General features: G+C 62.3%; 12 protein-coding genes and 1 pseudogene. 5 read left to right on the forward strand and 8 right to left on the reverse strand.

Features of this window, described 5'->3' with window-relative positions:
- The first annotated feature begins 359 nt into the window (after positions 1–359).
- The 5 genes from AX724_RS05335 to AX724_RS05355 all read left to right on the forward strand — a co-directional run bounded on the left by AX724_RS05335 (position 360) and on the right by AX724_RS05355 (position 5,637).
- Positions 360–1,028 (forward strand): Fic family protein, encoded by a 669-nt coding sequence (locus AX724_RS05335; protein WP_197421472.1) that lies wholly within the window; start codon positions 360–362, stop codon positions 1,026–1,028.
- Positions 1,029–1,045: 17 nt separating this feature from the next.
- Positions 1,046–2,209: a hypothetical protein gene (locus AX724_RS05340; protein WP_156448002.1), complete on the forward strand. Its 1,164-nt coding sequence runs from the start codon at positions 1,046–1,048 to the stop codon at positions 2,207–2,209.
- Between the two features lie 2 nt (positions 2,210–2,211).
- Positions 2,212–2,523: a hypothetical protein gene (locus AX724_RS05345; RefSeq protein WP_066764161.1), complete on the forward strand. Its 312-nt coding sequence runs from the start codon at positions 2,212–2,214 to the stop codon at positions 2,521–2,523.
- A 44-nt stretch (positions 2,524–2,567) separates the two neighbouring features.
- On the forward strand, positions 2,568–4,643 hold the full coding sequence (locus AX724_RS05350; RefSeq protein ID WP_269454119.1) for a peptidase domain-containing ABC transporter: 2,076 nt from the start codon (positions 2,568–2,570) through the stop codon (positions 4,641–4,643).
- 601 nt (positions 4,644–5,244) lie between these two features.
- Complete coding sequence (locus tag AX724_RS05355) at positions 5,245–5,637, forward strand: hypothetical protein (protein WP_066764166.1); 393 nt, start codon at positions 5,245–5,247, stop codon at positions 5,635–5,637.
- Between the two features lie 2 nt (positions 5,638–5,639).
- Here AX724_RS05355 and AX724_RS05360 read toward each other — a convergent pair.
- From AX724_RS05360 to AX724_RS05395, 8 genes and pseudogenes are all read right to left on the reverse strand, one after another.
- Positions 5,640–9,382 (reverse strand): annotated as a pseudogene (locus tag AX724_RS05360) (conjugal transfer protein TraG N-terminal domain-containing protein).
- Positions 9,383–9,390: 8 nt separating this feature from the next.
- Positions 9,391–10,815, reverse strand: a complete 1,425-nt coding sequence (locus tag AX724_RS05365) for a conjugal transfer protein TraH (protein WP_066764167.1) — start codon at positions 10,813–10,815, stop codon at positions 9,391–9,393.
- Between the two features lie 46 nt (positions 10,816–10,861).
- A complete protein-coding gene (locus AX724_RS05370) occupies positions 10,862–11,446 on the reverse strand; it encodes a hypothetical protein (RefSeq protein WP_231736479.1) in 585 nt (194 codons plus the stop codon).
- Between the two features lie 14 nt (positions 11,447–11,460).
- Positions 11,461–12,348 carry a conjugal transfer protein TraF gene (locus AX724_RS05375; protein WP_066764171.1) on the reverse strand — a complete coding sequence of 296 codons (888 nt, stop codon included), beginning with the start codon at positions 12,346–12,348 and terminating at the stop codon, positions 11,461–11,463.
- Positions 12,345–12,941, reverse strand: coding sequence for a S26 family signal peptidase (locus AX724_RS05380; protein ID WP_066764172.1), 597 nt, complete (start codon positions 12,939–12,941; stop codon positions 12,345–12,347). The genes AX724_RS05375 and AX724_RS05380 overlap by 4 nt, the downstream gene beginning before the upstream one ends.
- Entirely contained in the window at positions 12,913–13,803 is an 891-nt protein-coding gene (locus AX724_RS05385; protein WP_082733406.1) for a type-F conjugative transfer system pilin assembly protein TrbC, read from the reverse strand. The genes AX724_RS05380 and AX724_RS05385 overlap by 29 nt, the downstream gene beginning before the upstream one ends.
- Positions 13,775–14,842 carry a conjugal transfer protein TraN gene (traN, locus tag AX724_RS05390; RefSeq protein ID WP_231736480.1) on the reverse strand — a complete coding sequence of 356 codons (1,068 nt, stop codon included), beginning with the start codon at positions 14,840–14,842 and terminating at the stop codon, positions 13,775–13,777. The genes AX724_RS05385 and traN overlap by 29 nt, the downstream gene beginning before the upstream one ends.
- Positions 14,843–14,865: 23 nt before the next feature.
- Positions 14,866–16,797: a hypothetical protein gene (locus AX724_RS05395; RefSeq protein WP_066764177.1), complete on the reverse strand. Its 1,932-nt coding sequence runs from the start codon at positions 16,795–16,797 to the stop codon at positions 14,866–14,868.
- Positions 16,798–17,086: the final 289 nt, after the last annotated feature.

The following is a 17,086-nucleotide window of genomic DNA, read 5'->3' on the forward strand; positions in this document are numbered from 1 at the left end:
GCGTCCGGCCAGCAGCGCTACCACCAGATCCTACACCACGTCCCGGGACGCGATCCCACTTATTGCGATACCGCCGGCGGTTCGCCCTGGGATACATCGGATCGATGTGACGACGATGGAAGCTGGGATGTCAGCTGCGACTGAAGTTGAAGATTATATTGCCAGTGACGATGCCAAGCCCAGCAACAGGGGACACGGAAGATAGGAAAATCTGGTCGCCTGTTGCACCCCGCTTCCGATATCGAAATAGACATTCCCTCAATTGGCGTGCCCTCGAAGACCGGATCGTCCGGCTCAACGAACAATACAGGCATTCCCCCTGGCGCTGCTTCGGCAACGAAGCGAAATGCGCATTGCTGTTGCGGGCCGGGCTGCGCGTTCCAGGCTCGCTCGATTTTTCCGTTCCCGCCGGTTTCGAAGCGCCGCAGTTCGATCGGTTTCTGGTCAGACCTGGCATCGAACCGATTGTATATACCAATTGGCAGCGGTTCTCCGCTTGGCAGATCGACCAGCGCTGGATCGAGCGGGCAGCCGCGTTGCTGACCGGCACCAGCAGGAAGATGCGAAGCGCGGGCGTCGACAAGCCGGCCATTTGTGGCCTTGCGCCAATGCGATATGCGCGATTGGACGACATTCCCTCCTGGCCTGAGGCGATCGAGGTCATTCATAGCTGTGAGGGCCTTACCCCCGTGCAGGAGGCAGTGCTGACCCACGCCACATTCGTCCTCTATCACCCGCTCGATGATGGCAACGGCCGTGTCGCGCGATCGTTGTTTCACGCTTCGCTGCACCGCCGGGACCAGGTCGACGCCCCTTTTCTGCCGCTTGGACCGAGCTTCTATAGCGCATCCTATCTCAAGCTGGGGCTTCTGCGCAGATTGTCTCAAACCGGCGACTGGGAGGCTTATCTGGATGGTGTGCACCCCATAGTCGAATTTGCGATTTCGCTTCAGGAGCATGTCGATGACGCTGACGCGCTGTCGGGCAGCATCAGCGCCCTATCGCAGACAATGACATCAATGGATTGACGAGCGAGGTGCAAGCGATGGACAAACGCATTCTGATTGTGACCAAGCTCAACGATGAGCACGCCCATCTCATCGCGACGGGCCTCGAGATGATGGGCGCAACGCCGAGCATCTTCCGCTTCGGCATGATGCCTGTTCACGAAACCCATACGATTTCATTGGGCGATAAGGCGACATTCTATGTCGATGGCGCCGCGCTCCTTGATGAAGATATCCCTTATGATCGGGTTTGGCTGCGGCGCATAGGTGGCTCGTCGGTAAAGTTGCTGGACGTTCAGGAAAGCGACAAGGCCTATGTCTCCAATATAATGACCGCCTATCGCGCGTCGCTTTTTGCCTTTCTGGATCGTCTTGCGGCCCAGCGGCCCGGTGTCATGGTCAACGGATATTGGGGAAAGCTGGCGGCGGAAAGCAAGGTGCTGCAGCTCTGGCAGGCGCGCATAGTCGGCCTGTCGGTACCCGCAACATTGCAGTCCAACGACGTTGAAGCAATCCGAAGCTTCCAAGACGGGCATGGCGGGCGGATCATCTGTAAACCACTCATTCCGCAGATGTGGCAAGGCGAGGATAGCTTGGCCTTTGCCTATACCTCGATCATGCCGCCGGTCGCCTCGTTGCCGGCCGAAGCTCTTTCCCTGCACCCCGCCATCTACCAGCCTTATGTCGAGAAGGCGTTTGAAGCCCGGGTGATCATCTTCGGCGGTCGGCAATTCGGTATTAAGATCGATTCCCAGAGCGACCCGTTGTCGGTTATCGACTGGCGCGGAAAGCGCCTTCTTAAAGACAATAATGACAATTATCGGTTGCCGCCGGAAGTCTTTGACCAATGCCAGGATCTGATGCGGGCGCTGGGCATATCCTATGGCGCATTCGACTTCATTGTCACGCCCGCCGGTGATCATGTCTTTTTAGAAGTGAACGAAGCCGGGCAATTCCTGTTCGTCGAGGACTGCGCGCCCGGGGACAAGATTGCCCACGCTTTCTGCCATTTTCTCATTCACGGGACCCTGCAGGACTGGAACGACAAGGACGTGACTTTCACGCTGAAGGATTTGCTGTCCTCAGCTGGCGCGCTGGCTCGCAAACAGGCGGATTCCCGCTACCGCGACCACGACCGAACCTCCCGGATATCCAGGATGGATGATCTTGTGGGATCGCATCACGTGTCCGAAGCGCGCTGAACATGTCCCCTCGCGCTTCCGCGCCCACGCGGCCCCTTCACGAGGCTGGCGCGGAGGACAGCGGCCCATCGTCGCTGTTCCGATCCGAAATGGTCCGCGCGCGCCGGGCACGGCATGGCGCGGCCAAGATTCCCGCGATGCCCTGGGCATGGATCGTCCTGCTGGGTGCCGTCCTGTTTGCCGAGATCGGCGGGCTCTATGCGATCATTCTGGTTCAGTTCGATGTTGGGTTTGAAGCCGTTGCCGGCCCCCGCATGGCTAAGCCTGCAGACCGCGCCGCTCCGGCGCCCGCCCCCTTGCCGCGCAATCCGTGATGTTCATTTCCCCTATCTTGGCTCGGCGTTCCTCGCGCGTCGAGATGGTGCGCCAGACGGAATCGGGCGAATGCGCCCTCGCTGCGCTGGCGATGATCGCCAATTATCACGGCAACCCGATTGGTCTTGCCGAACTGCGCCGCCGCTTTCGCGCCTCGAGCCGTGGAAGCACGCTGGAATTTTTGATGCACATGGCCGAAGCGATCGGCTTTTCCGCAAGACCCATCAGCATCCCGCTGGAAGGTCTTGCGCATATCCACCTGCCGGCCATTCTGCATTGGAACATGAACCACTTTGTCGTCGTCGAGCGCATTCGCGCCGACAAAGTCCTCATTCATGATCCCGAGGGGATGTCCGACTGGCTCCCTATAGAGGCGATGTCCCGGCATTTTACCGGCATCGCGCTGGAATTGCGGCAGGTCAGGCGTTTCGACGAGGCGCAGCCACGACCGCGCCTTGATCCTGTCAAATTGCTCCAGGGCGCATCGGGAATACGCCGATCGCTGTTCCAGATACTGACCCTCAGCATATTCCTCGAACTCTACACCTTGATCTCCCCTTTTTACCTGCGGCTTGCGGTCGATGTCGTGCTGCCGTCGCGCAGCCTGAATTTGATGACCGTGCTGGCGATTGGCTTTGCCCTGTTGACTGCGACCAACGCGCTGACCTCGCTGTTGCGATCCCTGGTGATCGCCTTCGCCAATGCCGCAGTCGGCCGCACGCTCTACGTCAACGTCGCACGCAAGCTCTTGCGATTGCCCATTGATTGGTATGAGCGGCGGCACATCGGGGATGTGATGTCACGCCTCCAGTCCACCGCCCCGATCAGACAATTACTGACGGAAAACAGCATCGGCGCGTTCATCGACGGGTGCCTTGGCGCGCTCAGTCTGGTGGTGATGCTTACATACAGCCTACAATTGTCGATGGTTGCCATCGGCTTTCTGGTGATGATTTCGATCGGGAAGATGGCATTCCTTGCCCCAAAGCAGCGTGTCCAGGAGACAGCCATCGCGATGGCTGGCCGGGAACAATCGGTGATGATGGAGACGCTCAGGGGGATAACAACCTTGCGCGTTCTTGGCGGAGAGGAAGATCGGCTGCAATATTGGCAGCGCCGGCTCGCCGATTCCGTCACGGCGAATCTGTCCGTCGCCCGGGTGAATGTGTGGCAGGAGTCCGTCGGCACATCGCTGAATGCCCTTGAATCGGTGATATCCATCTATCTTGCGATCGGGCTCGTCCTGTCTGCCGATTTCAGTCTGGGTATGGTCTTTGCCTATATGGCCTACAAGACCCAGTTCCTGCGCCGCACATCCTCCCTGCTGGACCAGATCATCGCCTTCAGGATGCTGAGGCTGCATGTGGATCGCCTTGCCGACATCATGCTCACCGACGAGGACAAGGCATTCGACCGGGAGGCGATATCGGCCAGGACATTGTCGGGCCGCGTTGAACTGCGCGGCGTAGCTTTCCGATATGCGCCTACGGATCCATATGTGCTGTCCGGGGTCGACCTCGTGATCGAGCCCGGAGAGCATGTAGCAATCACCGGGCCGTCCGGTGAGGGCAAGAGTACGCTCATCAAGATCATTCTCGGTCTCATCGAACCATCGGAAGGCGCCGTATTCGTCGATGGTATCCGGCTCACGGACTTCGGCTTGAAAAGCTATCGCGCGCAAGTCGGCTCAGTCCTGCAGAATGACGGAATATTCGCCGGATCGATCGCCGAGAATATTGCGCTTTTTGATAATGCTTCGGACATGGACCGGGTTGTCGCGTCCGCCAAGGCTGCGGCGTTGCATGACGATATAGCAGCCATGCCCATGGGCTATGAAACGCTGGTCGGCGACATGGGCGCTGCGATTTCGGGCGGGCAGAAGCAGCGGCTGATACTGGCGCGCGCCCTCTACAGACAGCCTCGCCTTCTCGTAGTCGATGAAGGGACGTCACACCTGGACGAAGATAAAGAGCGCCTGGTCAATGCGGCGATATCGGCACTGGGGGTGACGCGAATAGTGGTCGCGCACCGCCGAGAGACGATTGCCTCGGCGGATCGGATACTCCGCTTATCTGATGGGAAACTGGGAGACGTAGCTCATTCGGCTATGGAGGAGTGAGGCTCTTTTATAGGCGGAGCGGGCATATTCCTGCCAGACTCCCACCCGCATCTCCTGTCTTCACCTATCCCGCGACCTCGTCCAAAAATCTGATATGCCGAGCGTTTCATAGGCCGTGCTGACCGCAACGTCGTGCAATCCATACACTCACGAGCACGCGGCGCCTGGCTCGCATGGCCGCACCAGTCATATCGAAAGGAGGTGCTTGCAATCCCGTTCGCCGTGTTCAGACAATCAGTCTGAAGCTTCAGACGGCTTCTGGGCGCGCTTTTCGCGTTCCTTCTGCTCCTCATCGAGTCCGCGCGCAAGCTGGCGACCCAGAAGCCTGGCAAGACGCAGAATAGCTGCGTCCGCTCTTGGCGAGAGCTGGGGTAGCATATTCGAAGATCGCCGCTTCTTACTCATCGGGGCTCGCGTTCCGTCGCTGAACCCGCCTGCATTTCAAGCCCCGACTGCAAATCGGGGCGGGGTGAGGGTGGAAAGAACGAAGGGGAGGGGATCTGGATGGATTCCCCCGTAAAGGCGGGCCACCATACTGATTGTCGGCCGATTTCATGCCCAGCGAAGCTGTGCTATTTTCTTCTCTGGAAGGGCTCTGCGAATGCAGGATGTTGATCACATCGAAACGACAAAGCAGGCGGCCCCGCCGTCGCCGCGCGCTGCGGACTGGTTCTGGCGTCCATGGTATGCAAAACTGACCTGGGCTCTGACGCTGCTCTACTGGATATGCCTCGAGCTTATGATCACCATCCCCTACGACCGGCTGAACATCTACCTTGTCAATGTCATGGTGCTGCTGATCTTTGTCTTCAATCCGATCACGGTAGTAGCGGTTCTGGGATATAGCTTCCTCAAAGCCAAGGTCGCATGCGGCGAATGGGTGATAACGCCAGGACCGCCGTCGCGACGGCCATTGATTGATCCCTATACAGATCCATCTGATGCTCGGTCGGGTGACATACATCTGCGACATATCGGCGTTATTCAGGACTAAAATCATGGATCCCGCCGCTCCTTGAAGCTGGGATTGCCATCGGCCATTCCGTTATCCCGATCGAACAGCAGTCGTCCGGAACTAAGGATCGAAGACTGCTCCATCGATGTGATTGGACCCGTTACATCGACTGTGCCACGGCCCGCATCCGCCTGCCTCAGATAGCGGTTGCGCAAGCCGTCATTGCCAAACACTTGCTCACTCAAGTGTTTCGCAAAAGTCTCCTCCGGGCGACCGGAGCGGGCAGCCGTTTTCTCTGCGGAGGCAATTGCCTCCCGAACATCGTAATTCACGATGTCGATCGACGAGCGAGCCGAAACTGAAGCGATTCCGCGATCCGTTATGTCCGCACTCAACTTGCCCGTTAGCGAACCGACGGCACTACCTTTGGCGCCACCTTTTTCTTCGCCCTCTTTCCCACCTGAACTAATCCCCCGTGATGCGGTAGCAGTAAGGTCGCCAGAAACGCCCTGAGTATCGCCCGTCTGATGTTCTGCATTTCGAGAAAGCGATCTTTGCCACCCGGTTTGCACCATGATCGCAGTGACATCGCGCTCCAGCGTATCGGCGACCTGCGGTTTCAACGCCAGTTGCCCTGCCGATCCATCTCGAACCCGCCGCGCAACCAGTTAGCCATGGCGGTCTGGCCTTGCGCCCCGCTGCCCAGAAAATGCTCGATCGTGTCCGGGCCCGCCTGTTTGCCGGCTTCGAACCGCGTACTCGTGTCGTTTCGCGCAGACTGGCTGAACCCGGTGCTGCTGGAGACGAGCAGATCATTGTGCGCGAAGCTAAACCGGGCATGCCCGCCATTGGCGATGGCGCCGAGCTGGCTCTCATTGATGAGCCCGCCCCGCCACATCTGCGCCGCGAGCTCCGGAGTCAGGTTTAGGCCGATGTCCCCATTCTGGTCCATTGCAATCTGGCGCTTCGACATCTCGATCCCATGCGCGCGCAACAACGCTTGGGTGCGGGTGAGCCGCTCCTTGTTGACTATTCCTGTCAATCGCTCATTGCGCGCCCGATCGACGATGCCCTCCGCGCCGCCTTCCGCCATGTCGACCTGGTTTCCGGCAGTGCCCGCCAGCGCGCGGATGAAGGAATCGAGACGTGCCGCTTCGCGGACCGAGACGCCAGCGGCCGCGGCACCCTCGGCAAAGCCTGCATTATCCGCCTGACGCCGCCGCTCGCTGATCTGGGCATTGCCGCGAACCCCATCCGGACCAATCTCGCGCTGGGCGTCGAGCTTCCCGGACCGCTCGGCAAAGTCGTAACCCGCCGCTTCACGCGTGCGGCCGTAGACACTCGTGCCCTCCCGCGCGGCTTCCGCGCTCGCTCCGTCGGCCGTACCGACCTGGACTGCGGCATTGTAACTCTCCAGCGCGCGCAGGACCTGTGCCTCATTGCGCCCGGTAGAACGCGAGATCTGGGTGATCGCCGTCGATCGCGCCTCACCCGAGAGCGCATTGATGAACCCGATGCGCCGGCTGGTTTCAGTGACCGAAAGGCCAAGCATGGCCGCAGCCTGCCGTTGCCCCTGATTGCCGCCGGTGCGCTGCGCCTGCTCGGTTGCGACATTGCTCCGCTCGATGGCAGTAACCCTTTCACCGGCATAGTCGCGCCGGCCTTCCATCGTGCCGACCTGGGTCTGCGCGGCAGTCAGGTCATTACGCAGCATCTGCTCCTGATCGAAGGCGTTGGCGGTCAGCTTGGCGAAGGTTGGATCGGCGCTTGCCTGGCCGATCACAGTCGACGCCTTGAGTGCGGCATCCTTCGCGTCATAACCGCCGCGCTCGAAGTGCCGCTGCGCACCCGACTGCATCATGTCGTACGCTTGGCTGTCCCCGAACGCTTTCCACTGCACCATGTTCTGCGCGAAGGCAGCAAAGGCACGCTCGCCGGTCTGGCCTTCCCCAAAGTAGGTGGTGCCGAGCTTGCGCAGCGCGTCGCCCTGGGCAAAATTGTGAATGGCAGACGTCGCGGCGTTGCTGCGGATCGCGCGGGAAGTCGCGGGATCGCTCAGATCCCGCCCGTCGAGGGCAGGGGAGAGGCCGCCCAGCTCCCGCGCGGCGTCTGTACGACCCAGGCCAAAGGCCGCCGTTCCCGCTGCCCCACCACCATGTTCGCCAAGCACCGATCCGGCCGAAGCAAAGCTTCGGTCCAGACCAAAGCTGCTGCGTTCACCAAAGTCGCCGAACCCGGACGACGTCGATCGCCGCGCCGTGGTGCCACTAGCCGATGCCTGCGCTTCCAGCGCCGAGGCATAGCCCTCGCTGGTTCCTACCGTCGCGGCCGCCATGCTGCCCTGGCCCTGGACACCCAGCATGCCCGAGGTGAAGGCCGTGAACATATTGCCCGAGAAGCGGAACACCGTGAACACGAAAGCGCCGGCGAGGCCGGCAGCAGCCGTACGGAACGAACCGAAGATGGCCAGCGCCTTCATCGCGGCCGACGGTGCCAGGATCCAGCTATCGGCTGCGACGTTGGTCGCGCGCAGTTCGGCAAGCACGTCCATCGCCCGGCCGAGGGTCAGCTGGTATATGCCGGCATCGATCACACCCCACAGCGCAACGAACACGAACAGCCCCAGCGCGAAGCTGGCGACCCGCAGGTTGATCGGCGTCAGGATGAACAGCAGCGCGATCGGCATCATCATGAGCATGATCGCGAAGACTGACGCGCGGATGGTCGGCATCCACTCGTTGGCAGTGGATAGGGTGGCGAGGCCGTTGGACTCGACGGCGCGGTTCGCCATGACTCGCGCGGTCGCCGCCGGCGAATCCTCGAACAGGACGTCGCCCACGGTCTGGCCGAGCAGGACGTTGGTGAGGAACTTCTGCCGGCTCATCGACTGGCCCAGCATCATGTCGCCCAGCCCTTCGATCTGCTGACGGCAGCGATCGCGCTGGCTCGCCTGGGCCACGTCGAAGCCGGTGCGGGCGCAGATTTGGTCGCTATAGGCGTCGAACAATGTGGCGTCCGAGAGACGGTCGGCAATATAGCCCCAGGCCGCATCGCAGCTCATCGTCGTCCCGGCCTTGTCACTCGCCGTGAACACGGTCGAGAAGGTGGCGGGGCCGGCCATTGCCGCAAACGAGGCGGGCAGGTCGGTCGACGTCCGGAAAAGCTGATCGTCGTCGACGCCATAGGCCGGCGACACACGCGCCACCGGATAGCATTGACGCACATAATCCTTCACCGTCGCGTCGAGGAAAGTATCGACGATCGGGCTGCGTGGGCTAACCGCGTTCAGAAACAGATCGAACGCATGGCCACCCGCGCCGAACTCCAGCTTGGCATTGGGGTCGGTCGTGTTGTCGTCGATGGTTTCGGCAAGTGCGCGTTCCATCAGGTTGGTGACGCCAGCTACAAGGACGATCAGGTTGGGGACATCGCCCACCGGCTGATAGGCGTTGCGCACCCGATCATAGATGTGGACAGTGCCGGTGGTAGCGATCATGCCGGCAAACAGGCCGATGCCGACCAGCATCTGGAAGCCGAAGGCGACAAGGCCCATGCCGGAACCCTTGATGCTGGCGATAACAGCGCCAAATGCGATGCCGACCACCGCGATGATGACAACCAGCGTCTCGTAGCGCGGATCGCCGAAGATCATCGCTACGAGGTGGAACGCGTCGACGGTTTCGGAAAAGCCGTCCCATGTGTGGTAACTGGCATCGATGGCCAACGCGGGTGTTGCGCCCAGACATCCCAGAAGGACGCATGCCAGGCGGATAAGATGACGCATGGCTCGCCTCACCGGTTGCGATTGGCGTTGGCGCCCGCGGCGTCGCGGGCATCGCGGTCGCGCTGGCGGACAACCCCGGCATAGTTAGCCGACAGGTTCGCCTGGCTCATCGCGGCCATGTAGGATTGGCGCATCTGTGCACGTTGGCGAAGCACCTCGTCACGCAACTCGCGCAGCTGCTCGATGCCCTTGGTCAGAATGCGGGTCTGGCATAAGTTGTTATTCTCGGCATCCGCGGCGCCCGCCGTGGTCGCGCCGCGCTCGGCATTCTGCAGCGCGAAGTCGATCGAGCGGGTGAGGTCGTTCAGCATCTGATAAGCGAGGGTGAGAGCCACCAGTTCGTCCGTATCGGCGATCACGCTGTCGGTGAGGCCCTGCCGCACGCCCCATTCGAGCAGGCGATAGACCGGCAGTGTCCGGACATTGGCGACGAACTGCTTTTCCTCGACGGTGAGCGCAGCGCGCGTCCGGATCTTGACAGAGATCGCCTCCATCCGCTCGCGCGCCAATATGAGCGCGCCGCGCCCCGCACCGTTCACCGAACAATCCGCGCCAGTCGCAGGGATGTTGAGCGCGCGGGTCGGAACACGCCCCGTCAGGAAGTCATCGGCGCTTTCGGTATCCTGGCGCGGACAGGCGGGAATAGCCGAAAAGATCGGCACCTTGTCGTTGGCGTCCCAGCGCATATAGACATCGCCGACGCGGGCCCGCATCACGCCCGCCCAGTCGGATGCACCCACCCGCGCGGCGGCATGCGCTAGAAGCGAGCCGGTCTTGAAGATGTCCGTGACCTCGGCCGGGCAATTGGCGAGTGCGTCCTTGAGATCCTCGGTCGGGTTGCCCTTGTTCGACTGGATTTTCTCGCGGCTCTGCTGCCAGCTATTGGCATAGCCCTCGCGGATCGACTTGTAGCCGGTCATCTCCTCGACGATCCCCGACATGTTGTCGTCGCCTTTGGCGATTTGCACCATGCGATTGGCAAGGCGGCAGTCGTTCACCTGGATCGAGTTCAGGTAATTGGTGGCCGCCTCCATCTTTGAAATTATATTTCCCATCTTCTCGTCGAGCGTTTCGAGAAGATACTGGAAGGCGACGGCCGGCGCGGCCTGCAGGATCGTCTCCAGCTTCTGGACGAGATAGTCGGGGTCGAGGAACGACATGCCGCCTAAGAACATGTCGATGCCGCCGCAGCCGGCCTTCACCTTGGGAAGCGTCAGACTCATGAGATAGTCGTCATGGACGTCGACACGGCCCGACATTCCGCCCGCGGTCACATAGCCGCGGGTCTGATCCTCGAAGCTACCCGGCGAAGTGTAGGTGACATTGTCAAACCAGCTTTCAGCCCAGCTTTGGGCATGAGCGGGCACCGCCTGGCCGCAGGACGCTGCAATCAGGCAGAGAGCAAGAAGGGGACGGCGTACAAGACGGACCATGACAGATTTCCTGATGGGAAAAGTTGACGACACAGCCCCCACAAGATCAGCGTATTTTCCGATCGGAAGAGACCGGCGCCCTCACGCCGACAATTCCGGTAAATTTCGACATGGCGCGCACGCCGACGGCTGCCCGGGTTCCGGACAGCATCCGGGCGGCCAGCCAGGTGTTGCGCGCGATATTGGCGCCGTGATCGGTACCGATCGCGATCGGCACCATGCGACCCGGATCGACCAGCGGCCGCACCCAGGCGACGGGGTTGCCGACCCAGGGAAGGCCGAGACGACCCGAGCGCAGCGTCGCTTCCTCTGTCCCAAGTGTTCGGACCTGCCAGCCGTAGCGACCACGGAATGCCAGAAGCTTTGACCATAGGTCGCCGCACGGCAGGCAACCTAGCGCGGTGCTCATTTCGATCACATAGAGCGATGCCTGACCGCGCAGCATGGGTTCGAAATCGGGCGGAAAATCGCGCGTGACCGGCACGCGCGAAAGCCAAAGTCGCATGTCCGCAGCTGTCGACACCGGATGAATGGCGGCCTGCCGCGCGGCGTCCCGGTCTTTCTGCTGCGCGAGGGCGGTGGCCGGCAGCAATGCCGATGGCGCGAGCAGGAGGGGGCCGGAGACCAGCATGCGGACCAGGCGCCTCATGGCCTGGAGGCCCGTGCATCGATGAGATCGCCGCCGATCACGCGCGGATCGGTCGAGGAGACAGGGCCATTGGCCAGCGCGTCGAAGAACCCGTCTTCCTCGCCAGCGCCGGTCAGCCATTGCTCTGGCCGGATATCACCGCTCAGCAGCCGTACGGCCTGATAGGCCATCTGCGCGAGATTGGGATACGTCTCGACGCCCGCGGCGATCACCATGCGCTGGGAACTGCCCCGGCGGATGACCATGGTGGTCGGCGTCACTTCGACCCCGAAACGCTGTCCCATCTCAGGCCGGCGATCAAGGTCCATCAGGCTTACCTGCCAGCCCATGTCATCCTGGAACCGCTGGACGATCGGCCATTGCACCTTGCAATAGCCGCAGGTCTCGCGGGCAAACATGACGAGCGCGAACTCTCCGGCGTGCGCCCGCAGATACTGGCGGCGGATCTGATCCTTCTGCGCGCCCAGCACATCGCGCGCTTCGCCGACCATCGGATTGGCCGCTCTGGCATTGAGCTGCGGATGGGTGAGCATGGCCAGCTGGGTGACGCCGGCAAAGGCACGGGCCTTACGCCGGGCGAAGTCCTGCAGGCGCCAGAAATCGGCGACCGCGTCGATCGTGAGGACGGTTGCGGCATAGTCGCGCTGCTCCACGATGAGCTTCGCGATCCTGGGCGGCGACCATTTGGCCAACTCGACCATCGGCGGGATGAGGGGCTTTGGAACGGCGTCATCTTGCGCTTCTTCGGCAGGGCCGGATTTGGGCGTCTCGTACCACCAATAACCCCGTGCCGCATAATCGGTTGTGGGCGCAGATGTCGCTTGGGCGCATGCGGGACCGGCGGACATGAGCAGGACCGCACCCATGGAGAACAAGCGCTTCATAGCAGTTTCTCCATGCGAGAGAGCCGCTCGATCGCCACCGGGCCATAATAGCGGCTGTCATACCCGTCAGGATGACGCGAGCCGACGAAGATCATCCCCTCGGGAATGCGCGCGCTTTCCGGCAGCCAATGGTCAAGCGCCTTGCCGCTGCGTGCGGCAGGTTTGCTCATGCCCATCAACTCGCCATTGCAATAATACCAGCCATTCCGGCCCCCGCCCAAGCTGGCGGGCCTTTCGATCATGACGATCCGGTCTCCGGGCAGGCACAGTGCATATTTGGTGACGGAGACGGGGGCCGGGCCCGCCACCGGGTCGGAGAGCGTGAAGGACACGAGATCGCCGCGCTCAACAACGCCAGGGGAACGGTGCACCACCCAGGCGTCGATCGACGGCGTCATAACGAGCGTGATCTGCGGCATCACCCACCAGGCGAAGAGACCGATCGGCAGCACGAGCCCATAGGCTTTGAGAAGCTGTGCAGGCCGCGCCGGCTGCCCCAGGCCGCTTGCGCCCAGCGCCACGGCTGCCCGGAGCGGCAAATCCTTGAGTTCGCGCCAGAGCCGGTTACCGGCCCGCCAACTGAGCAAGAGCATCTCGCACCTCCTCTTTGCCGCCCAAGCGGCCATATTCCTCGAGCAGTCCGGAAAGGGCGGCATCGCCCAGGACGATATGCGCGGCACGCGGGCTGGCCTCGTTGCGTTCACAGTAGGGCAGGGTCGGATCACCCGGGATCATTGCCAGCGCGGGCACCTGGGTGACGCCATGCTGCCGGAACACCAGCGGATCGACGATGAGCTGCACGTCGCGCATCGCGCAGGCCGGGCCTTCGCAGCCGGGGTCGCGCCGCAAAATGGCGGCCGACAATTTCGCTATCGGCCCAACCTGCCGCATCCCGCCCGGCATGCCCCGGAAGGCCATGACACCCCCGGCCCGCTCGAGTTGCCCTGCATAGGTGCGCAGCGTTTCGACCGGCATGGAGGACGACACGAACAGCACCGGAACCCAGCGTTTCGCGCCAGCTCCGGAGACGACGCCGGCGAGTGCCGCTTCTTCGGGCGGTTCGAGGCCCAGGGCCTGCGCGACACGACGGCTGGCGTTCTCGCGCTCGATGGCCAGTGCGTCGCGTGCTGCCGCGACGTCGGCCTCCACCCGTTTCGCCATGGCGGGGTCCTGCTTGCGCCTGTTGATACCCTCGAAGGCGCGTCGCTCCGCGCCAGCGTCGGCTTTTGAGGGCAGAACGGGCGAAGCTTTCGTTGAAGCCTTGGCCTTGGCGGCAGCCCGCTTCACGCGCTCCATAGCTGCCTCGCCCTGGTCCTGGATGCGCGCACGCGCATTTTCGCTTGTCGGCTGATCGGCTACAGCCCGCGGTTCACTTGCACGCACCGATGCGGGGTTGAACGTGAGAGCCGCCAGAAGCAGGGCGCGGCTAGTTGCTGATCGTCTGCATATGGGCATCGATCTTGTCCTTCATATCGATCTGGATTTCGAATTGGGCGCGTGCCTCGATTTCCGCATAATATTCGGAGAGGTCCATTTTGCTGAAGTCGAGCGCCTGGAATTCTTCTGGCGTAAATCCCCGGCAATAGGGTTCCTTGGGTGTGCCCCAGCCAATTGCACTGAAGGCTTTGAGTTGAGGCCGACCCTGTTCCTGGATGATACGGCCAAGCTTGGTGTTGAAGCAGCAATGGCCCTGGGCCTTCTGCACACAGATGCCCAGTATCTTCGAGGAGCAATAGCTGCCCACTTCATGGCACATGCCCGAGCCGCGCAGCATGCCCACTTCCATGTCCTGTTGGTCGCAGCCCTGGAGCAGCACCTCGATCATGAAATTGACGGCCAGGCTGATCGCGATCGATGTCGGATCGATGCCGACGATGATTGCGTTGGCGCCAGCACTGGCGGCCTGGCTCGCCGTCGCGCCGGCCTTGAAGGCGGTATACGCGGCCTTCATGCCGGTGAAGACGCCCTTGGCGACCGCGATCTTGGTCGTAATCGACGAGATCGAACCGCCCATGCCGTCCTTGACGATCTTGCCCTTGTCCTTGCAGCAATTCTGAAAGCTGGTGCTGAGACCCGCGGGGCGACAGCGCGCGGCGCGTCCGGAGAAGATCTCGATCGTGCCGAGGCAATTGCCGTCGGCATCGACGGCGCCATCTGCGTCGACTCCCGGATCATCGACCGGCGGATCCTCGACGACAGGATTGGCGCTGGTGTCGATGCAGGCATTGGCCGAGCAGCTTGGCGCGCCGCCGCTTGCCGGTACGGCGCAGGCATAGTGATCGCCGAGTGGGCAGTGCATCGTCCCGGCCGGATCCGCCTCGCAGCGCGTTTCGCCGATCCGACACATCCATCCGCCTGAACCGGTCAGGTGACAGCTCGCCGTTTCGCCGTCGTCGGCCGCATCGCCATTGCCGTTCAAATCAACCGCGCATAATTGCTGGGCCATGGCAGTCGCCGGGAACAGCGCCAGGCTCGCCGCGACAAGCAGGAACATTAAGAGATGGGGGCGTGGCTGCATCATCGCACCGCACTCGTGCAGACCATGTCCGCGCCGCCGAGGCGGACGGTCTGCATCATCACCACCGCTTCGGGAAAATCATCAATGCAGCCGCAACCCTGCACCAGCTCCTCGCCCTCGCCGGCGGGGCAGACATTACTGTCCTGGCAGGCGTGATAGAAAGTGTCCCAGCCGGTCGGGTTCGTCTGTTTCGAACCGGTCACGCCGTCCGGGGCCGCGGCGCTATTGGCTTGCGCCTTGCGGGTCTTGCAGATGGGCTCGCAGGCATTGACGCTGCCGGCCACCGGAAGGGCGAAATTGCGAGTGGTAAGGCTATAGCCGCCATCGGCATCCCTCACCCGATCGGCCAGCAGCGTCTCTGTCGAATGGTCGATGATATAGGCGCCGCGCGATAGATCGGGCTGTGCGGCGGTGCCCTGGTCGATCGTGCAGGCATAATTGCGCCGGCGATCAAAGAAATCGCGGCTGATCGAGGTCGTGCAGGCGCCAGTGCCGATCAACCGGGTCTGGGGCAGGGGGGTAAGTCCCGTCTTGGTGCCGTTGCGGTAGGTGACGACGCCATCGACCTCTTCATCGCCGAGGCGGCAGGCATCATTTGCGGCATAGCCCGAACAGGTGTCGACAAGCTGCTCGCTCGTCTTGCAGCCGGCGTCGACTTTCGCCTCGATCGAAGCGTAGGCTTCGCCGCCATCAGCCACCGCAACGCGAAGCCAGATATCGTGATCACCCAGGGGCATCTTCGATGTGAGATCGAGATTGGGATAGACATAGAAGGCGCCCTTCTTCTCGCATTTGCCCGGCGGCAGTCCGGTTCCGGTCCAGCCTTCCGGACCCGAGCCGACCAATTCGCCATCGACTCGTATCTGCGCCCAGTCGTCGCCGCCAAAGCGGGTCAATAGAACTTGCTGCAGCCTTTCAGTGTCCTTGACCCTCAGCGTCATATGAAAATCGATGAGGGTGCAGGATCCGCCAGAGAGGCTGTTGTCGGTGGGGGAGCCCATGACGAAGGTCCGGCTGTTCGGAGTTGCCGCATAGGTCGCGTAGCCGCCGGACACGCGATCGATGATCTTCTCGGCGGTCATCTCTTCCTGTGCAATCTGCCGGGTGATGGTGCAGCTTCGGCGCAGCTGCGACGTGCCAGTGCCGGTCGAAGACGCGGAAAGAGCCTGGAACACGCTGCTTGTCTGCGCTGCGGCATAGGCGTCGCCGGCGATGGCGCCGGGATTGGCCTTGTACGCCGTCGCGCCGATCTGCGGCTCCGCAGCGCAGGATGTGGTCTGCGCACCCGTATAGCGGATCACCGGGCCATCGACGGAGGCCTGCGCGATGCCGATCCGTGGATCGGCCGTGGTGAGCGCGCCGACCACGCCGCCACCCAGGTCTTTCAGCACCGAGGCCATATTGCCCCAGACCAGGTTGTTGCCGCAGCTGTTGTTGACGCAGTAACAGCCGGCAAGATCGGTCAGCTCGATCTCGCTGAGCTTGAGCGATCCCGCCCCCGCAACATCCCAGCGGAAGAAGCGGCAGGCGTTCCAGGTACCCGGCGTACAGGAGATGATCCCGTTGGCGCAGATACCCGAGACGGGAACAGGTACCGTCATCGCCTCATCGAAGCTGCCGTCTAGATCGCGGTCCCGCGAAATGCTCAGCGTCCCGATATCGCCGGTGGCATTGGGCTGCGCGAGCAGTTCGAGTAACGTGGCGCTTTTCTGGCAGGCAAGTTTAGGCGTGAACGCCTGCGAGGAATTCACCGTGGTGATCGCCTTTCCGCCAAGGCCCGGCTGCACATAATTGCCGAGCAGCGCATCGCTGTCCGCGCTCTTTGCCCTGGCGGCTTGCGCCGCGGCACGGGCGCGTTCCTCCGCGGTCTGGGCATGAAGCGGCAATGGCAAGCTGAACCCCGCCATAAGGAGCAGCAATCTTTTCCTCATGGCCGGATATCGCTCGGTATGATCCGGCGGGATCCGCGCCGCAGCCGGAACAACAGGATGGCTGGAACCGGGCGGGGCAGTTCCGCCCGAAACACTGCCTGTCCTTCAAAAACGGTCAGCGTGGCCACGACGACATGCGGCGGGGAGGGGGGTGCCGCATCATCGTTGGTTGTGGTGGCCACGCCGACCGCCCGACCGGCGCCGCGGGGGCTATGCGGCGCCGGTCTAGCCGCGCAAGAGACGTCTGACTCCTTGAGGTGACGGACAGGCGATCGGCTGATCCCAGACG

Origin of the sequence: Sphingobium sp. CCH11-B1 (assembly GCF_001556865.1) — a bacterium.
Classification (GTDB): domain Bacteria; phylum Pseudomonadota; class Alphaproteobacteria; order Sphingomonadales; family Sphingomonadaceae; genus Sphingobium.